Source organism: Actinomycetospora lemnae (assembly GCF_028737315.1).
Classification (GTDB): domain Bacteria; phylum Actinomycetota; class Actinomycetes; order Mycobacteriales; family Pseudonocardiaceae; genus Actinomycetospora; species Actinomycetospora lemnae.
The window spans coordinates 357,339-373,283 of the sequence record NZ_JAQZAO010000004.1; the positions used below are offsets into that span (position 1 = coordinate 357,339).

Consider the following 15,945-nt stretch of genomic DNA (forward strand, 5'->3'; position numbering starts at 1 on the left):
GGCCGGTACGGTGGTGTGTCTGCGACCGCCTCGGTCGCCCCCTGTCTCCACCCGCGGTTCACGAGAGGTTCCCCTATGGGCTCGGTCATCAAGAAGCGTCGCAAGCGGATGTCGAAGAAGAAGCACCGTAAGCTCCTGCGCAAGACCCGCGTGCAGCGTCGCAAGCTCGGCAAGTAGGCCCCGGGCCCCGCGCGGGGTCTGTCGGGGGCGGCCGGCCGGGTCGCAGCCATCCATCGGGGGAGTTGTCCAGGGTCATGTCCGAGGCGCCGTCCGTCGTCCTCGTCACCGGGGTGAGCCGCTTCCTGGGCGGCCACCTGGCGGCGCGCCTGGCGGCCGACCCGTCGATCGAGCGGGTCCTCGGCGTCGACACCACGCCGCCGTCGCGGGAGATGCGGCGGCGGATGGGTCGCGCCGAGTTCGTGCGCGTGGACATCCGCAACCCGCTGATCGGCAAGGTCATCTCCACCGCGAAGGTCGACACCGTCGTCCACGCGTCCCTCTCGGGCAACCCCGGCGCGTCCGGCGGCCGCTCGATGATGATGGAGATGAACGTCATCGGGACGATGCAGCTGCTCGCGGCCTGCCAGCGCTCCGAGACGGTCCGGCGCCTCGTCGTGAAGTCGACGAGCGCGGTCTACGGCGCGAGCCGGCGTGACCCCGCGACGTTCACCGAGACCACCGAGCCCAAGGCGATCCCGCCCGGCGGGTACGCCAAGGACGCCGTCGAGATCGAGGGCTACGTCCGGAGCTTCTCGCGGCGCCGGCCCGACATCCCGGTGACGACGCTGCGGTTCGTCAACCTCATCGGGCCGCGGATCGACACGTCGTTCGTGCGGTACTTCTCGCTGCCGGTGGTGCCGGTGGTGCTCGGGTACGACGCACGCGTCCAGCTCCTGCACGAGGAGGACGCGGTCGCGGTGCTCGAGCGCGCCGCCGCGCAGGACCTGCCCGGGGTGTTCAACGTCGGCGGCGCCGGGGTGCTCATGCTCTCCCAGGCGATCCGGCGTGCGGGGCGCCTCTCGTTGCCGATCCCGCAGCCCGCGGTGCCGCTCGTCGGCCGGTTCACGCGGCGCGCCCGCCTCGTGGACTTCTCGCCCGAACAGATGCGGCTGCTCAACTTCGGCCGCGTGGTCGACACGACGAAGCTGCGCACCGAGTTCGGTTTCACCCCGCGGTGGACCACCGTCCAGGCCTTCGACGACTTCGTCGCCGGACGCAACCTGCGACCGGTGATCGACCCGGCCACGTGGGGCAAGGCGCAGGACGCGGCGCTCGCCGTGGCCCGGGCGCTGCCCTCCCGCGCCTGACATCCCGCCCGACCCGCCCGCCCCGTCTCCCGGAAGGTGACGTCATGCCCGAGGCCCGGGTGATCCCGCTGCGTCAAGACGGCGGGGGTCCCCGACAGCGTTCGCGTCCCGCGCCGCGCCGGGCGAGCCGACCGGGTGTCGGGTCGCTCCAGGAGCGCACCGCGGCCGCGCGGGGCCTCGGCGGCGGTACGGACGAGGTGACCGACGCGGGGCAGACGCTGGACGCCCCGGCCGGCGAGCTCGCGGCCCTGCCGACGCCCGGCCCGACCGAGCTCGAGGCACGGGTCGCCGAGGTCGGCGAGTTCCTGCAGCGCCGCCTCACCGGCCGCTACACCGTCGACGACTTCGGCTTCGACCGCGACCTCACCGAGCACGTGGTCATGCCGCTGCTGCGGCCGCTGTACGAGAAGTGGTTCCGGGTCGAGACCATCGGCACGGAGAACGTGCCGCTGTCGGGCGGGGCACTGCTCGTCGCCAACCACTCCGGCACGCTGCCCCTCGACGCCCTGATGACGACGGTGGCGGCGCACGACGACCTGCCCGTGCCGCGCCACCTGCGCATGCTCGCCGCCGACCTCGTCTTCGGCCTGCCCGGCGTCGGCGCCGCGGCCCGCAAGGCCGGGCACACGCTGGCCTGCAACGCCGACGCCGAGGCCCTGCTGTCGGCCGGCGAGCTCGTCGGCGTCTGGCCCGAGGGCTTCAAGGGCATCGGCAAGGACTTCGCCGACCGGTACAAGCTGCAGCGCTTCGGGCGCGGCGGCTTCGTCTCGGCGGCCCTGCGGTGCGGGGTGCCGATCATCCCCTGCTCCATCGTCGGCGCCGAGGAGATCTACCCGAAGATCGCCGACCTCGGCGCCGTCGCGCGGCTGCTCGGCGTCCCGTACTTCCCGATCACCCCGACCTGGCCGCTGCTCGGGCCGCTCGGCCTCGTGCCGCTGCCGTCGAAGTGGTACATCGAGTTCGGCGAGCCGATCCACACCGAGTCCTACGAGCCCGGCGCCGCGGACGACCCGATGCTGGTGTTCAACCTGACCGACCAGGTGCGCGAGAACATCCAGCAGACGCTGTACCGCCTGCTCGCGGGCCGGCGGAACGCCTTCTTGGGCTAACCGACCAGCCGGCGGCGGTAGGCCAGGCCCCCGACGACGGCGCCGGCCACCGCGCCGGCGCCAAGCACCGACGGCACGCCGATGCGGGCCGCCTTGCGCCCCGAGCGGAAGTCGCGGATCTCCCAGCCCCGGCGCCGCGCGAGCTGGCGCAGGTCGGAGTCCGGGTTGACCGCGACGGCCGTGCCGACGACCGAGAGCATCGGGGCGTCGTTGACCGAGTCGGAGTACGCCGCGCAGCGCCGCAGGTCGAGGCCCTCGCGGGCGGCCAGCGCGCGCACCGCGTGGGCCTTGGCCGGGCCGTGGAGCAGCTCGCCGACCAGCCGCCCGGTGTAGACGCCGTCCTCGCTCTCGGCGACGGTGCCGAGCGCGCCGGTGAGCCCGAGGCGGCGGGCGATGATGCGGGCGAGCTCGAGCGGCGTCGCGGTGACCAGCCAGACGCGCTGCCCGGCGTCCAGGTGCATCTGGGCGAGCGCGCGCGTGCCCTCCCAGATCCGGTCGGCCATGAGCTCGTCGTAGATCTCCTCGCCGAGCTCGACCAGCTCGGCCACCGACTGCCCCGCGACGAACGACAGCGCCTGCTCGCGGTGCGCCCGGACGTCGTCGGGCGTGCCCTCGCCGCCGAGCCGGAACTTGAGCTGCTGCCAGACGAAGCCGCGCAGGTCGGAGCCGGAGAAGAAGTTGCGGGCCGCGAGGCCGCGGGCGAAGTGGAAGATCGACGCGCCCATCATCATCGTGTTGTCGACGTCGAAGAACGCGGCGGCGGTGAGGTCCGGCGGGACCTTGGGCGACGGCGGGTGCTCGCGGATGTCCGGCGCCTCGGCGGAGGCGGCCGCGGCGGCGGGCCCGCCCCCGGCCAGCTCGCCGTCGGGCGCCCCCTCGGCCGCGGCGGCGGCGGTGGCGAGGTCCGCCGGGCTCTCGCCGACGGTGGGGTCGGTGGTCGGCCCGGCGCTCTCCGGCACCGACTCGAGGAGCTCGGAGGCGGTGGGTCCCCCGACGTCCGGGTCGGCGAGCGCGGCCTCGGCGGACGCCTCGCCCGCGCGCCGCGCCGCCTCGCGCTCCGCCTGCAACCGGCGCTCGCGCCGTCGTCCCACCGGCGGACCCTCCCCGTTGATGTCCGTCCCGGGATCCACGCCGGCCGGGGCGGGACGGAACGACATCGACCCCGCGGCGGTGCGTCCTCACCCTAGACGGGAGCCACGACGGCGGGGTGCCCCGCGACCGGCCCGCCCCGAGGCCGGGGGTCAGCCGAGGCTGAGACCGGGCAGACCGGGCAGCAGCGGCGGCACGTCGACCTGCGGCAGCAGCGGCACCGGCAGCGGGACCCGCACCGGCGGCGGCGCGTCCTCACCGGCGTCGTCGGAGTCCTGCGACGAGCCCGAGTCCTCGTCGGAGCCGCCGTCCCGCGTCGACGACTCGCTCGAGCTGGTGCTCGTGCGGCTCGTCGTCGTGGTGGTGGTCGTGGAGGTCGACGTCTCGGTGGCCGAGACGTCGGTGCGCTCCGGCGTCGCCGTCGAGGGCGAGGTGGAGGTGTCGCACTCGCGGACCGGCAGCGGCCCGAGGTCGTCGCTCTCGTTCCCGGTCGCGCAGCGCTGCGGGCCGCCGAGCGCGGTGGCGCGCTGGCCGAGGCGCTGCAGCATCTGCTGGGACTGGGCGGCGGCGCCGCGCCCGTCGGTGTCGAGCGAGGGGCTCAGGGTGTCGATCCGCGCCGACTGCTCGCGCGCCCACTCCGCGAGCTGGGCGGGCGAGGGCCCGGTCGGCTGGCCGGCCAGCGGGAGGATGAGGCGCGAGCCCGTGCGGGCCTGCTCGTCGAAGTCGCGCAGGTTCTCCAGCACCAGCGCGGCCTCCTCGGGCCCGAGGCCCGCGGCGACCGGCCCGGCGCCCGCCGCGGTGGCGGTGTCACGGCCGATGAGGTCGGAGACCTCCTCCAGGCGGGTCGCGGCGAAGTCGAGGTGGCGCTGCCCCTTGGCCTCCTGGCCGCTGGTCAGCCCGATCTCGGCGCTCTCGGACGCCCGCTTGATCCCGTAGAGCATCTCGCCGGGCAGCGAGCCGCGGCTGAGCAGCACGGTCAGGGCGCCGAGCAGCAGGACCGCGCACGCCCCGCCCACCAGCGAGGAGATCAGGCGGGTCGAGCGCCGGCGGGACGTGGCCCTGGTCCCGGGACGACCGTCGCCGGGGCGAGTGCTCCCGCGCCGGGTGGTCGCACCGGCCCGGCCGGCCCCCCGACCGCCGACCGGACCGGAGTCCGGGGAGCGCAGGACACGGGTGCGCTCGCGCGGGAGCTGGGCCCGACCGCCCTGGGCGGTGCCCCCGGTGATCTCGGCCATGACGGCGGCCCGCATGCGGGCGCTGGCGTCGGCGTCGGGGCCGATGGCGTCCCGCCCGGCGGCCCGCAGCGCCGCGGCGAGCTCGAGGTCACGGGCCAGGTCACGGGCGAGGTCGGGATCGCGGGCCGGGTCGACGCCACCCGCACGAGAGGGATGCGGCGGACGCCCCGTGGCGTCGCGCTGCTCCCAGACGCGAGCGAAGAGCTCGTCGTCCTCGTCGTGCCCGCTCGACATGCCGCCCGTCCTCATCGTCCGCGCGTCACTTTCCGTGCGCGCCGTGCTCGTCGCTGGGTTGAACGACGAGACGGGCGACCGGTTACGACGATGCGGTGTGCGGTTCGAACCACAACGATGTGACTCACCGCAGCCCCTCGGGCAACAGTTGAGCGAGCCGACGGACCGCCCGGTGCTGGAGCGCCTTCACGGCGCCCTCGTTGCGGCCCATGATCTCCGCGGTCTCGGCCACGGAGAGTCCCTGCAGGAAGCGCAGGGCGATGCACTCCTGCTGGTCGTCACCGAGACGGGCGACGCAACGGAGCAGCTCGGCGTGGGTGGCGCCCGCGATGACCTCGGTCTCCGGGCTGGGCCGCACGCTCGACGGCGCGACGTCGGCGACCTCGGCGGTCGAGTGCTCGAGCCGGTAGCGGCTGGACTTCACGTGGTCGAGCACGAGGTTCCGGGCGATCGTCACGAACCAGGCGCCGATGTCGCGGCCCTGGTAGCTCACCGAGGTGATCCGGCGGAACGCGCGGACGAAGGTCTCCTGGGTGAGGTCCTCCGCGGCCGGGCGGTCGCCGAGGCGGAAGAGCACGAACCGGAAGACGGTGTCGTGGTAGCGGTCGAAGAGCTGACCGAACGCCTGGGTGTCGCCGTCCTGCGCGAGGCGGACGAGCGCCCAGCCCTCGGCGGTGGCGCCGTCGTCGGGGAGGTCGTCGGGCAGGTCGTCCTGCAGCTCGTCGGGGAGCTCCTCGTCGACCGCGGGACCGCCCGGCGCCGACTCCTCGGGCACCGCACCCGTGTGCGGGTCGCCCGGCGGGCGCAGCGGCACCGCGGCCGTGGGCGTCGCGCCGTCCGCGGGGGGCGGGCCGGGCTGCGCCGTGGTCGGGGGCAGCGGGCCGGTACCGGTGCGGGGCGCCGGAGGGGCGGGCGGGGCCAGCGGGACCGGGGGCATCGTGTCGGGGCGCGGGAGCCCGGCCGGCGGCGTCGGGCGGCCCTCGGGGGGACGCCCGCGGCCGGGTCGGCGGGTGGGCGGCGCGTCCGCGGGGGCCTGGTCGGCCGGGGGCCACGTGTCCTCGCGGCGGCGCTGCGCCGGGTACGCGAGCGGCGCGGTCGGCGGGGCGACGGGACCGTGCCCGTTCCCGCGCGCGTCGAGGACGGGCTCGGGCGGGGTGTCGGTGCCGGTCGCCCCGCGGGAACGCCCCACGGAGACCTGGCCGCCGGTGCCGCCCGTGCCGTTGCCGCGCCGGCCGCCGCCCCGCGCGGGCACGGGGCCGGGGCCGGGCTCGTCGGCGGGGTCGGGTGCCGCGCGCCTCACAGCGCTCCGGGGGGAGGACGGCGCATCGCGGAGCCCGCGGACGCGTTGTGCACGGCAGGGACCCCACGGGGGAGGCGACGGGCGACGGTGGAACGGGCGACGGTGGAGCAGAGGACCGGGCCGCGGGGCCGGACGACACGGCGCGCGCAGGCCCGGCCGAGGTGACCGGCAGCGTCGGACATGCCCTCCCCCTCGATCGACCTTCCCCGACCGGCATCCCCCCGAGGGGGCGTCGGCTGGGGAGCATACGTGCGGCGTGAGATGCCCTGACACCGGCGCGCCCGCGGGGGTGCCGACCCTCTCCGACCTGCACCGACGGTGCGACGAGCGGCCATTCGGACGCATCCCGGGGCTCCGCGTGGGGCCCCGGGGACCGTGCGAGACTGCCGCCGGGCGGTGCACCGGGACGGTCCGGGACGGAGGCGACGGGGCGGTGGCGGACGAGCGGTCCGACGAGCGGGCGATGACGTCGGTGGGCGGTGCGACGGGCGGTCGCCCCGACGGGTCGACGGGGTCCGCGTCGCCCGCCGTCACCGGATCCGGCGGTCTGCCCGACACTCTCCCCGGCACCTCGTCCGAGGCGCCCGGCGCGTCCGACGAGGAGGAGGCGGTGCGTGTGCTCGTGCTCGTACGCGCCGACTGCCGGACCTGCGACCGGATGGAGGGCGTGGTGCGCGAGATCTGCGGCCGCGTCGGCGAGGAGCACGCGGTGGTCGACGTCGACGGGCCGGGCGCCGACCCGGAGTGGCGCGCCGAGTACGGCGACCGCATCCCCGTCGTCCTCGTCGACGGCGTCGAGATCGCCTCGTGGCGCCTGGAGCCCGACGACCTGGTCCGGGCGTTGGGAGCGCCCCGGTGACCGCCCCCGCGCCGGCCGACGTGCCGATCCTGCAGACCGCCTCGTCCCTGGTGGAGCTGACGCTCGACACCTACGTCCGCCTCCAGCGCCTCGCCTTCGGCGGCGGGGCGTCCGCGCCGGCGCCGGTGCGCGAGCTGCTCGTGGCGGCCGTGGCGGCCCTCGAGCGGGCGCGGACCGACCTCGCCGAGGCCACGCGTGACGCGGGCGGGCGGGTGCAGACCGACCCCGACCCGGAGTACGCGCCGGTCGTCGAGCAGGCGCTGCCGACGGTGCGGGGCCCGGGCGACGTGGTCGGGCTCGCGCTGACCCTCGAGGACGTCCTCGCCCAGACGCTCGTCAGCGACGTCGTCGAGCTCTCCGCGCCGCCGGTGCGCGCCACGGTCGCCGGGCACGCCGCGGCGGCCGCGCGGCGCAAGGCCCTGCTGCTGACCCTGCAGACGCTGCTCGCGAGCGGGCGGACCGAGCTGGTCGCCGCGCCCCCGGACCTGCTCGCCCTGCCCCCGGGCGCGGGCACCGTCGGCTTCCCCGACGTCCTGTTCCCCACGGAGAAGGCCTCGCCGCCGACCGAGGGGACGCCGCGATGACGCCCCGGCCGTTCTCCCGGCGCGGCTTCCTCGTCGGGCTCGGCGCGCTCGCCGGGGCCGCGGGCCTTGCCGCGTGCTCGAACGAGGCGCCGCCGGGCCCGCCCGCGCCGGGCGCGCCGCCCTCGCCGACGACCACGACGTCGACCGACCCGGCGGCCTACGAGGGCGAGGTGGCCTGGGTCGCCCTGGGCGCCGCGCTCTCCGGGCTCGCCGGCGACCTGCTCGGCCAGGCCGCCACCGGCGCCGGCCAGGGGCGCTTCGGCGCGGTCCCGGCCGTCGTGTCCGCCTACCTGTCCGGCGCCGCCGCCCAGCACGTGGCGCACGCGGAGGCGTGGAACCGGCTGCTCACCGCCGGCGGGCGTCCCGCGGTCACCGGCTACCCCCTCACCGTCGAGCCCGCCCTGCGCGAGCGGCTCGACGCGGCCCGCGCCCCGGTCGACCTCCTGGGCCTCGCCGCCGACCTCACGGGCACCGTCGCGGCCACCGTGACCCGGATCGTGGGCGAGGTCACGGACGCGTCCGCCGTCACGCTCGCGGCGGGTGTCGGACCCGTCGTGGCCATGCACGGCGCCACCGCCGACTTCCTCCTGGGACGTCCGCCCACCGCACCCACGGACCCCATCGCCGGTGCGCTGACCCCCGACGCGCTCACGGTCTGACGCGGACGTCCACCGGACGGCGCACCAGGGACGCCGGGTACCGCGCCGTGCTGCTCCGGACGGGGTTCGGGCGCGGCGTCGGAGCGCGACCGGTGGCAGACTGGAGGCCTCCGCCGGTCGGCACGACGCCTGCACGACGCGGCGCGGTCCGCGTCGGCGCGGTGGGTACCCCAGCCCCGCTGTGCGGCGGCTCGCGGCGATTTTGTGCGTGCGTTCACGAGCGCTAGCGTTGTCCGGAACGGTTCCGGGGACGTCCGCGTGGTGCAGTGCCGCGAGGTGCGGGCCCGCGCGAGGGGTGCGGAGACCCGTCGCGCCGCGCGGCACGCGAGCGAGGGATGACAGGAGGCGCCCGGAAGTGACGGTCGACCGCGGCACCCGGCCCTCCCGACGCCCGGTGCCGTCGACCCGGACGCCCGAGGACGCCCTCGCGCCGGTCGACGCCCAGGACACGACCGACCAGACCGACGCCGCCACCCGTCCCGTGCCCGAGGCCACGGTGGCGCGCCTGGCGGTCTACCTGCGCGTGCTCACCACGCTGCTCGACGAGGGTCGCGGCACGGTGTCCAGCGAGGAACTGGCCGCCGCCGCCGGCGTGAACTCGACGACGCTGCGCAAGGACCTCTCCCACATCGGCTCGTCCGGCGTGCGCGGGGTCGGGTACGACGTGTCCCGGCTCACCGCCGAGGTCGAGGCCACCCTGGGCCTGACGCGGCCGCACGCGGTGGCACTGGTCGGGGTCGGCAACCTCGGGCACGCCCTGGCCGGCTACGGGGGCTTCGCGCAGCGCGGCTTCCCCGTCGCGGCCCTCTTCGACGTCGACCCGGCGCTCGTCGGCACCACCATCGGCGGCGTCGAGGTCGAGCACGCGGACGCGATCGGCGCCGTGTGCGCCGCCCGCGGCGTGACCATCGGCGTGGTCGCGACACCCGCGCCCGCCGCCCAGCGCGTCTGCGACCACCTCGTGGCCGCCGGCGTGCGCAGCATCCTCAACTTCGCGCCCACCGTGCTCTCGGTGCCGGCGGGGGTCGAGGTGCGCAAGGTGGACCTGGCGGTGGAGATGCAGGTGCTCTCGTTCCACGTCGCCCGACGGCACGGCACCGTGCCGGCGGCCGGCCCGGCCGGGGAGCTCACCCGGCCCGCAGACCAGACCCCGCGAGAGGCGGTCTCCCGATGAGCCTGCTCCTGGTCGGCGTCTCGCACCGCACCGCTGAGGTGCCGGTGCTCGAGCGCGTCGCCGTGTCCGGAGACGACACCCGCAAGGTGCTCGACGACCTGCTCACCGGCGAGCACGTCACCGAGGCGATGCTCGTGTCCACGTGCAACCGCGTCGAGATCTACGCGGTGGTCGAGACGTTCCACGGCGGCCTCACCGAGGTCACCGACGTCCTCGCCCGCCACGCGCACGCGGAGGTCTCCGACCTCACCGACCACCTCTACGTGCACTACGCCGGCTCCGCGGTGGAGCACCTGTTCTCCGTGGCCGCCGGGCTCGACTCGATGGTGGTCGGCGAGGCCCAGATCCTGGGCCAGCTGCGCGCTGCGTACGCCGACGCCCGCGAGCTCGGGTCGGCGGGCCGGGTGCTGCACGAGCTGGCCCAGCAGGCGCTGCGGGTCGGCAAGCGCGCCCACGCCGAGACCGGCATCGACGCGGCCGGCGCCTCGGTGGTCTCCGAGGCCCTCGCCGACGCCGGGACCGCGCTGGGCTCGCTCGAGGGGCGCCGCGCGCTCGTCGTGGGCGCCGGGTCGATGGGCGCCCTGTCCGCCGCGCACCTGCGCCGCGCCGGCGTCGCCGAGACCGTGCTGGCCAACCGTTCCGAGGACAACGCCGAGCGGCTCGCGGTGTCGCTGCGCGCCGAGGGGGCGGCCGCCCGCGCCACCGGGCTCGACGCGCTGCCCCGCGAGATCGCCGCCGCCGACGTCGTGGTGGCGTGCACCGGCGCGGTCGGCACCGTCGTCGGCGAGGAGGACGTGCGCGCGGCCCTGGCGGGGCGCGACACCACGGCCCGCCCGCTGGTCGTCTGCGACCTCGGCCTGCCCCGCGACGTCGACCCGCGCGCGGCGGCCCTGCCCGGCGTCACCGTCGTCGACCTCGCGGCCCTCGGCGAGCGGCTGCGCTCGGCCGGCGCCGGGCGCGCGGTCGAGGAGGCCCGCGCCGTCGTCGCCGAGGAGGTGCGCGGCTACTTCGCGGCCCAGCGCACCGCCGAGGTCACCCCGACGGTCACCGCGCTGCGCCGGCGCGCGGCCGAGGTCGTCGACGGCGAGCTGCTGCGCCTGGCCGGGCGCCTGCCCGACCTCGACGACCACGCGCGCGGCGAGGTCGCCCAGACCGTGCGCCGCGTCGTCGACAAGCTGCTGCACACGCCGACGGTGCAGGTCAAGCGCCTGGCGCAGTCGCCGGGAGGGGACTCCTACGCCGAGGCGCTGCGCGAGCTCTTCGAGCTCGACCCGCAGACGCCCGCCGTGCTGGCGGCCACGGAGACGGTCGCCGAGACGGTCCCGGGGACGGTGCCGGGCACCACGACGAGCGTCGAGCCCGGCGACGGCATGGACCAGGCCCTCAGCGGGGGGCGGCGATGACCGTGACCGACACCGCGGAGACGGGGACGCTGCTCGGCGAGGGCGCCCGCACCATCCGCATCGGCACCCGCGCGAGCCTGCTCGCCCGCACCCAGACCGACATCGTCGCCGCGGCGCTGACCGCGGCCGGCGCGACGGTCGAGGTCGTCACGATCTCCACCGAGGGCGACCGGTCCCAGGCGGCGGGCACGCCGATCGCGGGCAGCGGGGTGGGCGTGTTCGTCACCGCGTTGCGCGACGCGCTGCTCGCCGGCGAGATCGACGTCGCCGTGCACTCCTACAAGGACCTGCCGACCGCCGCGGTGCCCGGCCTGGTGCTCGCCGCCGTGCCGGCGCGCGAGGACCCGCGCGATGCGCTCGTCGCCCGCGACGGCATGGTGCTCGGCGAGCTGCCGCCGGGCGCGGTGGTGGGCACGGGCTCGCCGCGGCGCGTCGCGCAGATCGCCGCGCTCGGGCTGGGCCTGCAGCTCGTCCCGATCCGGGGCAACGTCGACACCCGGATCGGCAAGGTGAGGCGCGGCGAGCTCGACGCCGTCGTGCTCGCCCGCGCCGGGCTGGCCCGCCTCGGGCGGGTCGGCGAGGCCACCGAGGTGCTCGACCCCCTGCAGGTGCTCCCCGCGCCCGCGCAGGGCGCGCTCGCCTGCGAGTGCCGAAGGCAGGACACCGCGCTCGAGCACCTCCTGCGCTCCACGCTGCACGACGAGGGCGTCGCGGTGGCCGTCACGGCCGAGCGCGCCGTCCTGGGTGCGCTGGGTTCGCCCTGCAGCGCCCCGATCGGGGCGCTCGCCGAGGTCGTCGAGGACCTCGACGACGACGGACGCGTGATCGAACGGCTGTCGCTGCGCGCGGTGGCCACCACGGCGGACGGCGCGCTCGTGCGCGGTTCCGCCACCGGAGAGACCGAGGACGCCGAGCGGATCGGCCGGGAGCTGGCCGAGGAACTGCTCGCCGACGGGGCGGAGCCGTCGGGGTACGCGATGCCCGTCAGCGAGGCAGGGTCCCGTCCGGGCCCGGACGCCGTCGCCGGCGAGGCCCCGCCGCCCGCCTCCTGAACACCACGATGGGAACGGAAGACATGACAGCACCCTCGACGACCGCCGGCCGGGTCGCCTTCGTCGGCAGCGGACCCGGGGACCCCGGGCTGCTGACCGTACGGGCGCGCGACGCCCTCGCCGCCGCCACGCTGGTCGTCGCCGACCGTGGCGTCCCCGCGGACGTGCTCGGCACGCTGCCGTCGTCGGTGACGGTGCGCCCGGTCGGGCACGCCGGCGACGACCCCGCGGCGGGGGGCCCGGCCACCGATGCGGTCGTGGCGCCGAGCTTCGCCGCCGACGACCCGGCCGCGACCGGCGCCGGCCCCGCGCCGGCCGACCCCGCGGCGCTCGCCGAGACGGTCGTGACCGAGGCCCGGGGCGGTGCCTCGGTCGTGCGCCTGTGCCTGGGCGACCCGCTCGTGCGCCCCGACGTCGTCACCGAGGTGCGCGCCGTCGCCGCGGCCGGTGTCCCCTTCGACGTCGTGCCCGGCATGCCCGCCGACACGGCGGTCCCGACCTACGCCGGCGTGGCGCTCGGCCCGGCCCACACCACGGTGGACCTCACCGCGGGCGAGGCCGTCGACTACGCCGCGCTCTCCGTCGCACCCGGCCCGCTGGTCCTGCAGGCCACGGCCGCGGAGCTCGCGGGGGCGTCGGCGCAGCTGGTGGAGAACGGCTGGAAGCCCGGCACGCCCGCGCTGGTCACCACGGCCGGCACCGGCTCGCGCCAGCGCACCGTCGAGACCAGCCTGGACAAGCTCGCCGCGGACGGCGCGGAGCTCGAGGGCACGCTCGTCGTGACCCTCGGCGACGCCGTCACCGACCGCGCGACGCTGTCGTGGTGGGAGTCCCGCGCGCTCTACGGCTGGCGGGTCCTCGTGCCGCGCACCAAGGACCAGGCCGGCGCGATGAGCGACCGCCTGCGCGTGCACGGCGCGGTGCCCGAGGAGGTGCCCACCATCGCGGTGGAGCCCCCGCGCAGCCCCGCGCAGATGGAGCGCGCGGTCAAGGGCCTCGTCGACGGGCGCTACCAGTGGGTCGTGTTCACCTCGGCCAACGCCGTGCGCGCCGTGTGGGAGAAGTTCGGCGAGTTCGGGCTCGACGCCCGCGCGTTCTCCGGCGTCAAGATCGCCTGCGTCGGCGAGGCCACGGCCGACGTCGTGCGCTCGTTCGGCGTGCACCCCGAGCTCGTGCCGGGCGAGGAGACCGAGCAGTCCTCCGAGGGCCTGCTCGACGTCTTCCCGCCGCACGACGACGTCCTCGACCCGGTCGACCGGGTCCTGCTCCCGCGCGCCGACATCGCCACCGAGACCCTCGCCGAGGGCCTGCAGCAGCGCGGCTGGGAGATCGACGACATCACCGCGTACCGCACGGTGCGCGCAGCCCCGCCGCCCGCGCCGGTCCGCGAGGCGATCAAGACCGGCGGGTTCGACGCCGTCTGCTTCACCTCGTCGTCCACGGTGCGCAACCTCGTCGGGATCGCCGGCAAGCCGCACGCCCGCACGATCGTCGCGTGCATCGGCCCGAAGACCGCCGAGACCGCGGTGGAGTTCGGGTTGCGCGTCGACGTCAAGCCCGAGACCGCCGACGTGCCGTCGCTGGTCGAGGCGCTCGCGTCGCACGCCGCGAAGCTCCGCGCGGAGGGCGCCCTGCCCCCGCCCCGCAAGACGAAGGCCCGCAAGCGCTGATGTTCCCGACAGACCGCCCCCGGCGCCTGCGCGCGAACCCCGGCATGCGGCGCCTCGTCGCCGAGACCGAGGTGCGCCCGCGCCACCTCGTCCTGCCGGTGTTCGTCGCCGAGGGGCTCGACTCCCCGCGGCCGATCTCGTCGATGCCGGGCGTCGTCCAGCACACGCGGGAGTCGGTGCGCAAGGCGGCGGCCGAGGCGGCGGCCGCGGGCGTCGGCGGGATCATGCTGTTCGGCGTGCCCGCCCGCCACGACGCGGTCGGGTCGGGCGCCGTCGATCCCGGGGGCATCCTCAACGTGGCGCTGGGCGACGTCCGCGCCGAGGTCGGCGACGCCCTGCCGGTCATGGCGGACACCTGCCTCGACGAGTTCACCGACCACGGCCACTGCGGGGTCCTCGACGCCGACGGCAACGTGGACAACGACGCCACCCTGCCGATCTACGGCGAGATGGCGGTGGCCCAGGCCCGCGCCGGCGCCCACGTCGTCGCGCCCAGCGGGATGATGGACGGCCAGGTCGGCGTCATCCGGGCCGCGCTCGACGAGGCCGGGTTCCGCGACACCGCGATCCTCGCCTACTCGGCCAAGTACGCCAGCGCGTTCTACGGCCCGTTCCGCGAGGCCGTCGACTCGCAGCTGCAGGGCGACCGGCGCACCTACCAGCAGGACCCCGCCAACGGCCGGGAGGCCGGCCGCGAGGCGGCGCTCGACCTCGACGAGGGCGCCGACATGGTCATGGTGAAGCCGGCGATGGGCTACCTCGACGTCCTGCGCCGGGTCGCCGACGCCGCCGACGTCCCGGTCGCGGCCTACCAGGTGTCGGGCGAGTACGCGATGATCTCCGCGGCGGTCGAGCGCGGGTGGCTCGACCGCGAGCGCACGATCCTCGAGTCCCTGACGGGCATCCGCCGCGCCGGGGCGGACATCGTGCTGACCTACTGGGCCACCGAGGCCGCCGCCTGGCTGGACCGGTGACGGTGGCCGACCACGCGCCGGCGTCCCGGTCGGTGACGCCGCCCGAGGAGGAGCCCGGCCGCCCCGGGATCGTCACTGCGGCGGTCGTGCTATGGAGCGTGCTCGGCGTCCTCATGATCGGGACGGCGCTGCTCTTCGGCCTGGGTCTGGCGTTCGGCGACCTGGACCCGGGCACGGGGCCGATCGCCGTGGTCGGCGCGATGGTCGTGCTCGCCGCCGCGGGCGTCGCCACGCTCGTCGCCGCCCGGCGGCTGCGCAGCGGCTCGCGCACGGCGCGGACGGGGCTGACGGTGCTGGGCGCGGTGCTGGCGATCGCGGGCCTGGTGCAGGTCACGTTCCTCGGGGCCGGCGGCGCCTGGTTCGTCGCCTTCGTCGTCGCCGCGGGCCTGCTGCACCTGCCCGCGGCCCGGGCCTGGTTCGGCCGGTCGGCATGACCGCGCAGGGGGACACCCGCGACGAGCCGGTGCTCTACGCCGAGACCGGCACCCGGCCCTGGATCCTGCTGTTCGGGCCGGTGCTCGCGGTGGCCGGGATGGGGCTGGAGAGCCTCGCGCCCGGCGGGGTGTCGGTGTCGCTGTGGCTCGGCGTCGGGCTGCTGGTGTTCCTCTACACGCTCGTGCTCCTGCGCAGCCGGCGGCGCTTCCTGCGGGTCGAGCTGACCCCGTCGGTGCTCGTGCAGGGCACCACCCGCCTGCCGATGTCGCAGGTCACGTCGCTGCGCCCGCCCGACGAGGAGCACCACGGCGTGCGCGTGCTCGGCGACGGCCCGGTGGTGCCGCGCCGCCTGCAGCCGGTGGTGCTGCGCCTGTCCGACGGCACCCGGGCGGTCGCCTGGGCGCGCGACGGGGCGGGTCTGCGCCGGGCGCTCGAGGACCTGCTGCGCACGCGGGCGGCGTCGTGAGGCGCGCGCTCCTGGTCACGGGCGTCGCCGTAGTGCTCGCCGTCGCCGCGGTGGTGCTGCTCGTCGCCGGCGTCGAGGTCCGCGAGACCACCGGCGGGCTGCTCGTCACCCCGATCCGCCAGCTGCACCTCGTCGGCGGCTACCTGCTCGCCGGCACCGTCGCCGGCGTCGCCGCGGTGCTGACGGCCCTGGTCGCCGTGCCCGCGCTGCGGGCGGCGCGGCGCGGGGAGCCGGCCGCCGTCGAGCACGTCGAGCACCCCGTCACGGAGGCCGCGCCGGCCGCCGAGTCCACCCCCGAACAGGCCGCCGAGCACGCCACCACGTCGACGGGATCCGAGCGCACCTCGTGACCGCCTGACCGGCGCTCGGCCCTGCCGACCTGACGGGTCTCACGG

General features: G+C 76.7%; 17 protein-coding genes. 14 read left to right on the forward strand and 3 right to left on the reverse strand.

Going from position 1 to position 15,945, the window contains the following annotated elements; translation table 11 throughout:
* Positions 1-75 precede the first annotated feature (75 nt).
* From PGB27_RS11260 to PGB27_RS11270, 3 genes are all read left to right on the forward strand, one after another.
* Positions 76-177 carry a 30S ribosomal protein bS22 gene (locus tag PGB27_RS11260; protein WP_010241351.1) on the forward strand — a complete coding sequence of 34 codons (102 nt, stop codon included), beginning with the start codon at positions 76-78 and terminating at the stop codon, positions 175-177.
* Between the two features lie 77 nt (positions 178-254).
* A complete protein-coding gene (locus PGB27_RS11265) occupies positions 255-1,307 on the forward strand; it encodes an NAD-dependent epimerase/dehydratase family protein (protein ID WP_274200456.1) in 1,053 nt (350 codons plus the stop codon).
* Between the two features lie 44 nt (positions 1,308-1,351).
* Complete coding sequence (locus PGB27_RS11270) at positions 1,352-2,416, forward strand: lysophospholipid acyltransferase family protein (protein WP_274200457.1); 1,065 nt, start codon at positions 1,352-1,354, stop codon at positions 2,414-2,416.
* On the opposite strand, the gene PGB27_RS11275 is transcribed toward PGB27_RS11270, so the two are convergent.
* From PGB27_RS11275 to PGB27_RS11285, 3 genes are all read right to left on the reverse strand, one after another.
* Positions 2,413-3,273: an HAD family hydrolase gene (locus PGB27_RS11275; protein WP_274200614.1), complete on the reverse strand. Its 861-nt coding sequence runs from the start codon at positions 3,271-3,273 to the stop codon at positions 2,413-2,415. The genes PGB27_RS11270 and PGB27_RS11275 overlap by 4 nt on opposite strands.
* Positions 3,274-3,657: 384 nt before the next feature.
* Entirely contained in the window at positions 3,658-4,974 is a 1,317-nt protein-coding gene (locus tag PGB27_RS11280; RefSeq protein WP_274200458.1) for a DUF5667 domain-containing protein, read from the reverse strand.
* A gap of 124 nt (positions 4,975-5,098) precedes the next feature.
* Positions 5,099-5,692, reverse strand: coding sequence for a sigma-70 family RNA polymerase sigma factor (locus PGB27_RS11285; protein WP_274200615.1), 594 nt, complete (start codon positions 5,690-5,692; stop codon positions 5,099-5,101).
* 1,015 nt (positions 5,693-6,707) lie between these two features.
* Between PGB27_RS11285 and PGB27_RS29410 the strand changes: the two genes are divergently transcribed.
* The 11 genes from PGB27_RS29410 to PGB27_RS11340 all read left to right on the forward strand — a co-directional run bounded on the left by PGB27_RS29410 (position 6,708) and on the right by PGB27_RS11340 (position 15,900).
* Positions 6,708-7,133, forward strand: coding sequence for a glutaredoxin family protein (locus PGB27_RS29410; RefSeq protein ID WP_408630044.1), 426 nt, complete (start codon positions 6,708-6,710; stop codon positions 7,131-7,133).
* On the forward strand, positions 7,130-7,717 hold the full coding sequence (locus PGB27_RS11295; RefSeq protein ID WP_274200459.1) for a hypothetical protein: 588 nt from the start codon (positions 7,130-7,132) through the stop codon (positions 7,715-7,717). Before PGB27_RS29410 ends, PGB27_RS11295 begins: the two co-directional genes overlap by 4 nt.
* Positions 7,714-8,376 (forward strand): ferritin-like domain-containing protein, encoded by a 663-nt coding sequence (locus PGB27_RS11300; protein ID WP_274200460.1) that lies wholly within the window; start codon positions 7,714-7,716, stop codon positions 8,374-8,376. Before PGB27_RS11295 ends, PGB27_RS11300 begins: the two co-directional genes overlap by 4 nt.
* Positions 8,377-8,731: 355 nt before the next feature.
* Positions 8,732-9,550, forward strand: coding sequence for a redox-sensing transcriptional repressor Rex (locus tag PGB27_RS11305; protein ID WP_332843792.1), 819 nt, complete (start codon positions 8,732-8,734; stop codon positions 9,548-9,550).
* Positions 9,547-10,953, forward strand: coding sequence for a glutamyl-tRNA reductase (locus PGB27_RS11310; protein ID WP_274200462.1), 1,407 nt, complete (start codon positions 9,547-9,549; stop codon positions 10,951-10,953). The genes PGB27_RS11305 and PGB27_RS11310 overlap by 4 nt, the downstream gene beginning before the upstream one ends.
* Positions 10,950-12,005: a hydroxymethylbilane synthase gene (gene hemC / locus PGB27_RS11315; protein ID WP_274200463.1), complete on the forward strand. Its 1,056-nt coding sequence runs from the start codon at positions 10,950-10,952 to the stop codon at positions 12,003-12,005. The genes PGB27_RS11310 and hemC overlap by 4 nt, the downstream gene beginning before the upstream one ends.
* A gap of 23 nt (positions 12,006-12,028) precedes the next feature.
* The gene (locus PGB27_RS11320; protein ID WP_274200464.1) at positions 12,029-13,675 is read left to right on the forward strand and encodes a bifunctional uroporphyrinogen-III C-methyltransferase/uroporphyrinogen-III synthase; all 1,647 of its coding nucleotides are present in this window, start codon (positions 12,029-12,031) and stop codon (positions 13,673-13,675) included.
* The gene (gene hemB / locus PGB27_RS11325) at positions 13,675-14,649 is read left to right on the forward strand and encodes a porphobilinogen synthase (protein WP_274200465.1); all 975 of its coding nucleotides are present in this window, start codon (positions 13,675-13,677) and stop codon (positions 14,647-14,649) included. Before PGB27_RS11320 ends, hemB begins: the two co-directional genes overlap by 1 nt.
* Positions 14,646-15,083, forward strand: a complete 438-nt coding sequence (locus tag PGB27_RS11330) for a DUF7937 domain-containing protein (RefSeq protein WP_274200466.1) — start codon at positions 14,646-14,648, stop codon at positions 15,081-15,083. The genes hemB and PGB27_RS11330 overlap by 4 nt, the downstream gene beginning before the upstream one ends.
* Positions 15,080-15,550, forward strand: a complete 471-nt coding sequence (locus PGB27_RS11335; RefSeq protein ID WP_274200467.1) for a hypothetical protein — start codon at positions 15,080-15,082, stop codon at positions 15,548-15,550. The genes PGB27_RS11330 and PGB27_RS11335 overlap by 4 nt, the downstream gene beginning before the upstream one ends.
* Positions 15,547-15,900: a hypothetical protein gene (locus PGB27_RS11340; RefSeq protein ID WP_274200468.1), complete on the forward strand. Its 354-nt coding sequence runs from the start codon at positions 15,547-15,549 to the stop codon at positions 15,898-15,900. The genes PGB27_RS11335 and PGB27_RS11340 overlap by 4 nt, the downstream gene beginning before the upstream one ends.
* The last annotated feature ends 45 nt before the right edge of the window (positions 15,901-15,945 follow it).

Excerpts from the sequence above, each read along its gene's own strand:
- PGB27_RS11300 (WP_274200460.1), top strand. The coding sequence starts at position 7,714 with ATGACGCCCCGGCCGTTCTCCCGGCGCGGCTTCCTCGTCGGGCTCGGC.
- PGB27_RS11270 (WP_274200457.1), top strand. The coding sequence starts at position 1,352 with ATGCCCGAGGCCCGGGTGATCCCGCTGCGTCAAGACGGCGGGGGTCCC.
- PGB27_RS11320 (WP_274200464.1), top strand. The coding sequence starts at position 12,029 with ATGACAGCACCCTCGACGACCGCCGGCCGGGTCGCCTTCGTCGGCAGC.
- PGB27_RS11265 (WP_274200456.1), top strand. The coding sequence starts at position 255 with ATGTCCGAGGCGCCGTCCGTCGTCCTCGTCACCGGGGTGAGCCGCTTC.
- hemC (WP_274200463.1), top strand. The coding sequence starts at position 10,950 with ATGACCGTGACCGACACCGCGGAGACGGGGACGCTGCTCGGCGAGGGC.
- PGB27_RS11335 (WP_274200467.1), top strand. The coding sequence starts at position 15,080 with ATGACCGCGCAGGGGGACACCCGCGACGAGCCGGTGCTCTACGCCGAG.
- hemB (WP_274200465.1), top strand. The coding sequence starts at position 13,675 with ATGTTCCCGACAGACCGCCCCCGGCGCCTGCGCGCGAACCCCGGCATG.
- PGB27_RS11310 (WP_274200462.1), top strand. The coding sequence starts at position 9,547 with ATGAGCCTGCTCCTGGTCGGCGTCTCGCACCGCACCGCTGAGGTGCCG.
- PGB27_RS11280 (WP_274200458.1), bottom strand. The coding sequence starts at position 4,974 with ATGTCGAGCGGGCACGACGAGGACGACGAGCTCTTCGCTCGCGTCTGG.
- PGB27_RS11260 (WP_010241351.1), top strand. The coding sequence starts at position 76 with ATGGGCTCGGTCATCAAGAAGCGTCGCAAGCGGATGTCGAAGAAGAAG.